The 8731-nt window shown below is 59.4% G+C and carries 10 protein-coding genes; 9 read left to right on the top strand and 1 reads right to left on the bottom strand.

The annotated features are described in order from the left end of the window. Positions 1-83 precede the first annotated feature (83 nt). On the bottom strand, positions 84-509 hold the full coding sequence (locus AC3YUO_RS12885; RefSeq protein WP_489963421.1) for a MarR family winged helix-turn-helix transcriptional regulator: 426 nt from the start codon (positions 507-509) through the stop codon (positions 84-86). 215 nt (positions 510-724) lie between these two features. Between AC3YUO_RS12885 and AC3YUO_RS12880 the strand changes: the two genes are divergently transcribed. The 9 genes from AC3YUO_RS12880 to atpC all read left to right on the top strand — a co-directional run bounded on the left by AC3YUO_RS12880 (position 725) and on the right by atpC (position 8634). Continuing rightward, positions 725-1906 carry an MFS transporter gene (locus AC3YUO_RS12880; RefSeq protein WP_489963420.1) on the top strand — a complete coding sequence of 394 codons (1182 nt, stop codon included), beginning with the start codon at positions 725-727 and terminating at the stop codon, positions 1904-1906. After that, positions 1903-2136 (top strand): hypothetical protein, encoded by a 234-nt coding sequence (locus tag AC3YUO_RS12875; protein ID WP_489963419.1) that lies wholly within the window; start codon positions 1903-1905, stop codon positions 2134-2136. The genes AC3YUO_RS12880 and AC3YUO_RS12875 overlap by 4 nt, the downstream gene beginning before the upstream one ends. Positions 2137-2399: 263 nt before the next feature. Then, on the top strand, positions 2400-3248 hold the full coding sequence (locus AC3YUO_RS12870) for a F0F1 ATP synthase subunit A (protein ID WP_489963418.1): 849 nt from the start codon (positions 2400-2402) through the stop codon (positions 3246-3248). 21 nt (positions 3249-3269) lie between these two features. Continuing rightward, the gene (gene atpE, locus AC3YUO_RS12865; RefSeq protein ID WP_199648731.1) at positions 3270-3650 is read left to right on the top strand and encodes an ATP synthase F0 subunit C; all 381 of its coding nucleotides are present in this window, start codon (positions 3270-3272) and stop codon (positions 3648-3650) included. A gap of 15 nt (positions 3651-3665) precedes the next feature. Beyond that, complete coding sequence (locus AC3YUO_RS12860; RefSeq protein ID WP_489963417.1) at positions 3666-4166, top strand: F0F1 ATP synthase subunit B; 501 nt, start codon at positions 3666-3668, stop codon at positions 4164-4166. Then, positions 4150-5913: a F0F1 ATP synthase subunit alpha gene (atpA, locus tag AC3YUO_RS12855; protein ID WP_489963416.1), complete on the top strand. Its 1764-nt coding sequence runs from the start codon at positions 4150-4152 to the stop codon at positions 5911-5913. The genes AC3YUO_RS12860 and atpA overlap by 17 nt, the downstream gene beginning before the upstream one ends. Positions 5914-5918: 5 nt before the next feature. After that, on the top strand, positions 5919-6830 hold the full coding sequence (gene atpG, locus AC3YUO_RS12850) for an ATP synthase F1 subunit gamma (RefSeq protein ID WP_489963415.1): 912 nt from the start codon (positions 5919-5921) through the stop codon (positions 6828-6830). Then, positions 6827-8227: a F0F1 ATP synthase subunit beta gene (atpD, locus tag AC3YUO_RS12845; RefSeq protein WP_489963414.1), complete on the top strand. Its 1401-nt coding sequence runs from the start codon at positions 6827-6829 to the stop codon at positions 8225-8227. The genes atpG and atpD overlap by 4 nt, the downstream gene beginning before the upstream one ends. Then, entirely contained in the window at positions 8227-8634 is a 408-nt protein-coding gene (gene atpC, locus AC3YUO_RS12840; RefSeq protein ID WP_489963413.1) for an ATP synthase F1 subunit epsilon, read from the top strand. The genes atpD and atpC overlap by 1 nt, the downstream gene beginning before the upstream one ends. Positions 8635-8731: the final 97 nt, after the last annotated feature.

Genomic DNA, 8731 nt, shown 5'->3' with positions numbered 1-8731 from the left:
CCTTTGAAGAGGAGAATTTACTTCGTTGGAAAAGCACAACATGCTCCGGTCAGGAAACGACATAGAGTTCCCGTGGGCAGTACTCACGAATCCTCCTGCTCAATGGTGGCTTTGGCCGCCAGCAGGAGCAGCTCCTGGAATGCGGCCCGCTGTTCCTCGGACATCTCTCGGGTCATACGCTGAAAGCACACGTCGATCTGCTCCCGCACGGAGGGATAGGCCGCCCAGGCCCGCTGGGTGGGCTGGATGTCGTAGGTGCGCTTGTCCTTGGGATTGGTGGTGCGCACCAAAAAGCCGGTTTCCTCCAGCTTGGTCACGGTCTTGGCAATGACGCTTTTGTCCAGCCCCAGCCGCTTGGTGATCTCATCCTGGGTCAGGGATTGGAAATCACAGACAATGAGGATGACCATGGCCTGAGCCGCGGTCAGCCCATACTGGGCGCAGCTGTTGTTCAGCCAGACATGAGATTTTCGGTACAGGATCGAAATTGCCTTAAATGGGCTGTCCATCACATTTTCCAAGCCTTGTCCCCTCTTTTCTATCTGAAAAATATCATCAATATTATAGCGCGGCGGAGTTGGAATTGCAAATCTCTTCTGGGGCTCCGTAGCAAAATGGTGGCAAATGCAACTAACTATTGACACATCCACGCAAGGCGTGTTATAGTGAGATGGTGGCATTTGCCACTATTTTTATTGCCTTTGCGCAAAGGAGTTTTGCTTGTATGGAAAAAACGGAAAAGATTTGGAACAGGCGGTTTATCCTCCTGTTCATCACCAACCTGTTGGTGTTGGCCGCCTTTTATGCGTCCATCCCCATTATCCCGGTCTACTGTGAGGAAATTGGGATTACAGGCTCCAAGGTGGGCATTGTGCTGACGGCCATGTCGGTGGCCACGGTGCTGTTCCGTCCTGTGGCCGGGTACCTGCTGGATAACTTCAACCGGTATCACGTATATCTGCTGTTTCTGGCCATGTTCTGCCTGTCCTTTCCCGCCTTTCTCCTCTTTCCCACCTTTGGACTTTTGATCCTGGTGCGGCTTTACATGGGCGCGGTGTACTCGGTGTGTGCCTCCGCCACCATGACTATGGCCGGCGACGTGCTGCCCGTGGCCAAGATTACCGAGGGCATCAGCCGCTTTGCCTTTACTGTTTCCATCGGCATGGCGGTGGGTCCCTATGTGGGGCTGCAGGTCCAGAGCAACATGAGCAGCAAGGCCTCCTTCCTCACCATCTTCGGCATCACGGTGGCCGCCCTGATCTGCGTGTCCTGCTGCCGCCTGAAGTACCCCAAGGTGGAGCGAAAAAAGTTTTCCCTCAAGGAGTCCCTCTACGGCCCTGCCGCTCCCTTCATGCTGAACATGATGTTTCTGATGATCCCCTACGGCGCAGTGATTGCCTACTCCTCCATCCTGGCGCAGGAGAAGGATATCATGGGCTACCTGCCTTATTTCTATATCTGCCTGGTGGTGGGTATGCTGCTGTCCAAAACCTCGACGCAGAAGGTCATCGATGCGGGCAATCATGGCCCTCTGGTCTATGTTAGTCTGGCGGTGCTGATTGTCACCATGATTAGCTTCCTGTTTTTGACCACGGGTGTGCATCTGCTCATCGCCGGGTTCTTCTTTGGTCTGGGCTACGGTATTCTCCAGCCCCTCTTCCAGTCCTTTGTCACCGGCACCACTCCGGCGCCTCAGCGGGGCGTGGCAAACTCCACCTATATGCTCTCCTATGACATCGGCATCGGCATCGGATCCCTGCTCATGGGCTTTATGCAGGAGTCCATCGGTCTGACCACCGGCTTTGCCGTGACGGCCATTTTCTATTTGGTGGGCGGAGCGGTGTATCTCGTCTACGTGGACCGCTATTACTGCAGACTGAAGCGGGATGGTGCCGGCAGGAGATGACCTGTACCGGAGCGAAGAATGAAGAGGCGATCTGGATCTCGGTAAAGAATGGGAAAAAAGCCCGGCAAATTTCAGATATGTCCTATAAACTGCACACGGGCCGGTGCGGAGAAAAATTTGAGAAAAACATTCGGAAATTCCTTGCCTCGAGGGGCTATGATGCAGGAAATAATGCATTTTTTGACGGGCATGAAATAAATTTTGTGTCAAAAAAGGGGATTAATCTTTGACTTTCCCTTTTGTGAAGCATATAATCTAGGCACGCGTGGCCCATCTATTATTCGCAAGACGTGTCATGACCACAGTGGGAATGACACGTCGTTTCTTTTCGGCGGAAGATGGAGCCCAGGTGCCGGAGGCGGATGGACCGGATCGGAGCAGATACGGAACGTCCGGCCTGTGTGAAATTCGGCTGGCTGTCCCAGGGGAGCGCCGCCCATACCCCGACGGACAGAGCAGCCGTCTTACATTCAAAAGATGAAGAAGGGATGTCATGAAACAGGATAGAAAGCGCTTTCTGTTGCTTTGGCTGTGCATCTGTGTGGTGCTGCTGGTGGGCGCGCTGGCGGCACCGGGGGGAGGAGAGAGCGAGACCATACAGGAGGCCATGCGGGATGCGGTGCTGCATGAGACCAATCAAATCAGCCTGTTCGGCCTGCGCTCGGTGAATCCGGGCTATATCTCCTCGCTGGTGGTAACGGTGGTGCTGCTGGTGGCTGCGCTGCTCATCCGTGTCTTTGTTATTCCCAGGTTTCAGTATGTACCAGGGAAGTTTCAGATGCTGCTGGAGCAGGCGGTGGGCATGTTTGACGGCCTGGCCAAATCCAACAGCCCCTGGCGCAACGGATTTTTGGGGGCTTACGTCTTTGCCGCCGGCGCCTACATCTTTACGGGGACGCTGTTTGAGCTCTTTGGCTTCCAGGCCATTGCCATAAACGGCAATTCCGTCACGCTCCCCGCGCCCCTGTCTGATGTGAACGGGGCCATTATGCTGGGCGTGCTGTCCTACCTGGTTATTTTCTCCGGCGCCATTGCAGGGAACGGCATCCGGGGAATCGGCAGCGCCCTGAAGGAAATTTCCCTGCTCATTTCCATGAGCTTCCGTCTGTTCGGCGCCCTGCTCAGCGGCCTTCTGGTGACGGAGCTGGTTTACTACTACATCCAGCTCAGCTTTGTCCTGCCGGTGCTTGTGGGAGTGCTGTTCACCCTGCTGCACGCCCTCATTCAGAGCTACGTGCTGACGATGCTGACTGCGCTGTTTTACGGCGAAATGTCTGAACGCAAGGAGCGCCGTCCCAAGGCCCGGAAGAAACGGGCCGGGGAGCCGCTGCAGAATGTTTAAATTGATTTGGAGGTCTTTATCATGCGTTTCGTAAAAAAGGTTCCGGTAGTACTTCTGATTCTGATGCTGACGGTGGCCCTGGCGGCACCTGCCTATGCAGCCGGCAGCGACCAGACCGCTGAGACCACTCAGACCACTGCCGCCGAGAATAATACAGCCTCGAGTGACAAGAGCGCTTCCGTGGGCCTGAAGGCCATTGCCGTGGGCATTGCCATCGGCCTGGCCGCCGCGGGCGGCGCCGTTGGCATGGGTATTGTGGGCGGCAAGGCGGCCGACGGTATCTCCCGCCAGCCCGAGATGGAGGGCAAAATCCGTACCACACTGATGCTGGACCTGGTATTTATTGAGACCGCTATTATCTATGCGCTGTTGGTAGTCATTCTGGTCATCTTTGTCCTGTAAAGGCGGTGCGGTTATATGAGTATTCCACTGAATATTGACTGGCAGCAGATTCTGCTGCATCTGTTCAATTTCGCGATCCTGGCCGGCGGGCTGTATCTGCTTTTGTACCGCCCGGTCAAGAAATTCATGGAACAGCGCCAGAACCACTATGAGAGCATGCACCAGCAGGCCCAGCAGGACCGGGAGCAGGCGGAGAAGCTGAAGGCGGAGTATGAGGACAAGCTGTCCCAGGTTGAGACCGCCATCACCCAGCGCAAGGCCGAGGCGGAGCAGGAGCTCAGCCAGCTCCGGAGCCAGCGGGTGGCGGAGGCCAAGCAGGAGGCGGAGGCCATTCTGGCCAAAGCCCGGGAGAGCGCAAAGCGGGAGCAGGAGGAGCTGGTGTCCAGCGCCTCCAAGGAGCTGGTGGATATGGCGGTTACCGCGGCGGAAAAGATCGCCCTGGGCGCCGACGGCGATCCCTACGAGCAGTTCCTGAACCTGGCAGAGAGGAGGACCTCCCATGAGCAATCCCGGTGAGAGAAAAGCGGTTCTCCGGGGCGGAACACCGCCCAGCGAGGAGAACCGGAAGCGCCTGCTGGACTTCCTGCGGCAGACCTATCATCAGGAGTTTACCCTGGAGTGGGAGCAGGACGATGCTCTGACCGGCGGGTTTACCCTGCAGGTGGGCACCGATGTATACGACTGGAGCGTTGAGGGACGGCTGCGTCAGTTTGAAGAGCGGATGCGGCAGCTCAAGCCCTCCCGGGAGAACCTGCTCCCCCTGATTCGGGAGACCATGATCAACTGGACGCCGGAGGTGTCCGCCCAGGAGGTGGGACAGGTGCTGACGGTGGGCGACGGAATCGCCACCGTGGCCGGCCTGGAGCACGCCGTCTACGGCGAAATCCTGCTGTTCTCCTGCGGGGTCAAGGGCATGGTTCAGGAGCTGCGGGAGGACGAGCTGGGCTGTATCCTCTTTGGAGACGAGGAGGAGATCGTCCAGGGCAGCGAGGTGCGCCGCAGCGGAAAGATGGCCGGTACTCCGGTGGGCGACGCCTTCCTGGGCCGGGTGGTGGACGCGCTGGGCACGCCCATCGACGGCAAGGGCGAAATTGCTGCCAAGGACTACCGCCCCATCGAGACCCCTGCCCCCTCCATCATTGACCGCCAGTCGGTGAACCGCCCCATCGAGACGGGAATTTTGTCCATTGACTCCATGTTCCCCATCGGCCGGGGCCAGCGTGAGCTAATCATCGGCGACCGCCAGACCGGCAAGACGGCCATCGCCCTGGACACCATTCTGAATCAGAAGGGCAAGGACGTGATCTGCATCTATGTGGCCATCGGCCAGAAGGCCAGCTCGGTGGCCCAGGTGGTGCAGACGCTGGAGAAATTCGGCGCTCTGGACTACTCCGTGGTGGTCAGCGCCTCGGCCAGTGACTCGGCTACCCTGCAGTACATCGCCCCCTATGCCGGCTGTGCTCTGGGGGAATATTTTATGGACAAGGGCCGGGACGTGCTCATTGTGTACGACGATCTCAGCAAGCACGCCATCGCTTACCGGGCGCTGAGCCTGCTGCTGGAGCGGTCCCCCGGACGTGAGGCCTACCCCGGCGACGTCTTTTACCTTCACTCCCGTCTGCTGGAGCGCTCCGCCCACCTGTCCCAGGAGCGGGGCGGAGGCAGCATGACCGCCCTGCCCATCGTGGAGACCCAGGCCGGCGACGTGTCTGCCTACATTCCCACCAACATCATCTCCATCACCGACGGACAGATCTTCCTGGAGAGCGACCTGTTCTTCGCCGGCCAGCGTCCGGCTGTCAACGTGGGCCTGTCCGTGTCCCGTGTGGGCGGCGACGCCCAGACCAAGGCCATGAAGAAGGCGGCGGGTTCCCTGCGTCTGGATCTGGCCCAGTTCCGGGAGATGGAGGTGTTTACCCAGTTCTCCAGCGACCTGGATGAATTCACCCGTAAGCAGCTGACTTACGGCCAGGGCCTGATGCGGCTGCTGCGCCAGCCCCAGTACCACCCTATGTGCCAGCACCAGCAGGTTATCCTCCTGGTGGCGGCTCTCAGCCACGCCTTCCAGGACATCCCCGTCCGGCAGATGGACCAGTTCCGGAAGGAGTTTTTGGACCACATGGAGAAGACCGCGGGGGCGCTGTGCCACGGGATTGACCGGACCGGCCAGCTCACCGACCAGGATATCGCCTCCATTCAGGACCTGGCCCGGGCCTTTGTGAAGCAGTATCAGAGCGCCGGGTCCGCGGCGGCAGAGGAGTAAGCACCATGGCAAGTACCGCGGAAATCAAAAGCAGAATTGACAGCATCATGGAGACCCGGAAAATCACCAATGCCATGTACCTCATTGCTTCCACCAAGCTGCGCCGGGCCCGCAGTGAGCTGGAGCAGACCCGGCCCTATTTCGATGCCCTGCGCAGCGAAATCAAGCGTGTTTTCCGTACGGCCAACGATGTGGACAGTCACTATTTCTATCCACCCGACCAGGAGCCGGAGCTGCCCGGCACCTACGGCTGTCTGGTCATTACGGCGGACAAGGGGCTGGCTGGAGCCTATAACCAGAACGTGCTGAAGGAGGCCCAGCGGCTGCTGGAGGACCACAGTGACACCAAGCTCTTTGTGGTGGGGGAGTATGGGCGGCGCTTTTTTACCCAGCACCACATCCCCATCGAGCGGATGTTCCTTTATACCGCCCAGAATCCCACCCTGGACCGGGCCCGTGAGATCAGTGCTATGCTGCTGGACCAGTATGACCGGGGCCTGCTGAAGAAAATTTTTGTGATTTACACGGACATGGAGAACGGTCTCACTGCCTGTGTCCACTCCACTCGGCTGCTGCCCTTCCACAGAACCTACTTCACGCCGCCGGAGAAGGAGAAGAAAATCATGGTGCCCTTCGAGTTTGAGCCCTCCGTCTCGGCGGTGCTGAACGGCATCATGCACAGCTATCTCACCGGGTTTATTTACAGTGCCCTCATTGACAGCTTCTGCAGTGAGCAGCAGGCCCGGATGACGGCCATGGACTCGGCCAACCGCAACGCGGAGGAGCTGCTGGCGGATTTGTCCCTGCAGTATAACCGGGTGCGTCAGGCGGCCATTACCCAGGAGATTACCGAGGTCACCGCCGGGGCCAAGGCCCAGAGGAAAAAAAGGAGAAAAAAAGAGGTGCAGGTATCGTGAAATACGGAAGCATCGTTCAAATATCCGGCCCGGTGGTGGATGTGCGGTTTGAGGCCGGCAGCCTGCCCCGGATCCGGGAGGCGCTTACCGTCTGCGTGAACGGGGAGCAGCGGGTCATGGAAGTGGCCCAGCACATAGGAGACGACATGGTGCGCTGCGTCCTGCTGGCGGGGAGCGAGGGGCTGTCCCGGGGCATGGAAGTCAGTGCGCCGGGCAGCAGCATCACCGTTCCGGTGGGCACGGTTACCCTGGGGCGCATGTTCAACGTCCTGGGCGAGGTCATCGACGGGGGAGAGCCCCTCACCGAGCCGGTGGAGCGCCACAGCATCTACCGCAAGCCCCCTGCCTTTGAGGAGCAGCGCCCCGTGGGCGAAATCCTGGAGACGGGCATCAAGGTCATTGACCTGCTGGAGCCCTACCCCAAGGGCGGCAAAATCGGCCTGTTCGGCGGCGCCGGAGTGGGCAAGACCGTGCTGATCCAGGAGCTTATCCACAATGTGGCCATGGAGCACAACGGCTACTCCGTCTTTACCGGTGTAGGCGAGCGAAGCCGGGAGGGCAACGACCTGTGGAATGAGATGCAGGGCAGCGGCGTGTCCGACAAGACCGCCCTGGTTTTCGGCCAGATGAACGAGTCCCCCGGCGTACGTATGCGCGTGGCGCTCACTGGCCTGACCATGGCCGAGTACTTCCGGGATGAGGAGCACAAGGACGTGCTGCTGTTTATCGACAACATCTTCCGCTTTGTTCAGGCGGGCAGCGAGGTTTCCACCCTGCTGGGGCGGATGCCCTCCGCCGTGGGCTACCAGCCCACCCTGGCCAACGAGATGGGCGAGCTGCAGGAGCGGATTACCTCCACCCGCAGCGGATCGGTCACCTCCGTCCAGGCGGTGTACGTCCCGGCTGACGACCTCACCGACCCGGCCACCGCTACTACCTTTACCCACCTGGACGCCACCACTGTCCTCAGCCGAAAGGTGGCGGAGCAGGGCATCTACCCGGCAGTGGATCCCCTCCAGTCCAGCTCCCGGCTGCTGGAGCCGGACAAGGTGGGGGAGGAGCACTACCGCATTGCCCGCAGCGTCCAGGAGACGCTGGAGAAGTACAGTGAGCTGCAGGACATCATCGCCATCCTGGGCATGGATGAGCTCAGCGACGAGGACCGGACCACCGTCATGCGCGCCCGAAAGATCCAGCGTTTTCTGGCCCAGCCCATGCACGTGGCGGAGAAGTTTACCAATAACCCCGGCGTCTATGTCCCCCTGAAGGAGACGCTGCGGGGCTTCGCGGCCATTGTGGACGGCGAGATGGATGAGTATCCCGAGATGGCCTTCTTCAATGTGGGTACCATTGACGACGTGAAGAAGAAGGCAGAGAGCATGGAGGCGAACAGCTGATGGAGCCCTTTCAGGTCCATATTCTGGCCTCGGACCACCCCTTCTATGAGGGGCCGTGTTATTCCCTGGTCCTGCCCACCTCCGACGGTATGCGGGGGATTCAAGCCCGCCACAGCAACATGATTACCGCCCTGGTGCCTGGTACGATGTACTATCAGATCGAGGAAAACGTCTCCCTGGAGGCTGCGGTCTCCCAGGGACTGGCCAAGGTGGAAAACGGAGAGGTGCTCATTCTGGTAGACACCGCCGAGCGTCCGGAGGAGATTGACGCAAAGCGGGCCAAGCGGGACGCGGACGCTGCCAAGGAGGCGCTGCTGCAGAAGCGGAGCATCCAGGAGTACCGCGCCGCCCAGGCCACTCTGGCCCGGGCCATCAGCCGCCTGCGGGTCAAGCGCCATTTCGACTGAAAAATCTTTTCACATAACATTAGGATACGGACGGAACGTTGAATAAGTTATGTGGATGAGATTGCCTGATTGCAGTGCCTCCACTTCGCTGGGGACA

The organism is Pseudoflavonifractor sp. HNCC25GI2 (genome assembly GCF_058136395.1).
This window is presented reverse-complemented; position numbering and strand designations above follow the sequence as displayed.

What these genes read in the sequence shown, in the direction of transcription:
- atpC (WP_489963413.1), top strand. Translation starts at nt 8,227, where the DNA reads ATGGAGCCCTTTCAGGTCCATATTCTGGCCTCGGACCACCCCTTCTAT.
- AC3YUO_RS12875 (WP_489963419.1), top strand. Translation starts at nt 1,903, where the DNA reads ATGACCTGTACCGGAGCGAAGAATGAAGAGGCGATCTGGATCTCGGTA.
- atpA (WP_489963416.1), top strand. Translation starts at nt 4,150, where the DNA reads ATGAGCAATCCCGGTGAGAGAAAAGCGGTTCTCCGGGGCGGAACACCG.
- atpG (WP_489963415.1), top strand. Translation starts at nt 5,919, where the DNA reads ATGGCAAGTACCGCGGAAATCAAAAGCAGAATTGACAGCATCATGGAG.
- atpE (WP_199648731.1), top strand. Translation starts at nt 3,270, where the DNA reads ATGCGTTTCGTAAAAAAGGTTCCGGTAGTACTTCTGATTCTGATGCTG.
- AC3YUO_RS12880 (WP_489963420.1), top strand. Translation starts at nt 725, where the DNA reads ATGGAAAAAACGGAAAAGATTTGGAACAGGCGGTTTATCCTCCTGTTC.
- AC3YUO_RS12860 (WP_489963417.1), top strand. Translation starts at nt 3,666, where the DNA reads ATGAGTATTCCACTGAATATTGACTGGCAGCAGATTCTGCTGCATCTG.
- AC3YUO_RS12885 (WP_489963421.1), bottom strand. Translation starts at nt 509, where the DNA reads ATGGACAGCCCATTTAAGGCAATTTCGATCCTGTACCGAAAATCTCAT.
- AC3YUO_RS12870 (WP_489963418.1), top strand. Translation starts at nt 2,400, where the DNA reads ATGAAACAGGATAGAAAGCGCTTTCTGTTGCTTTGGCTGTGCATCTGT.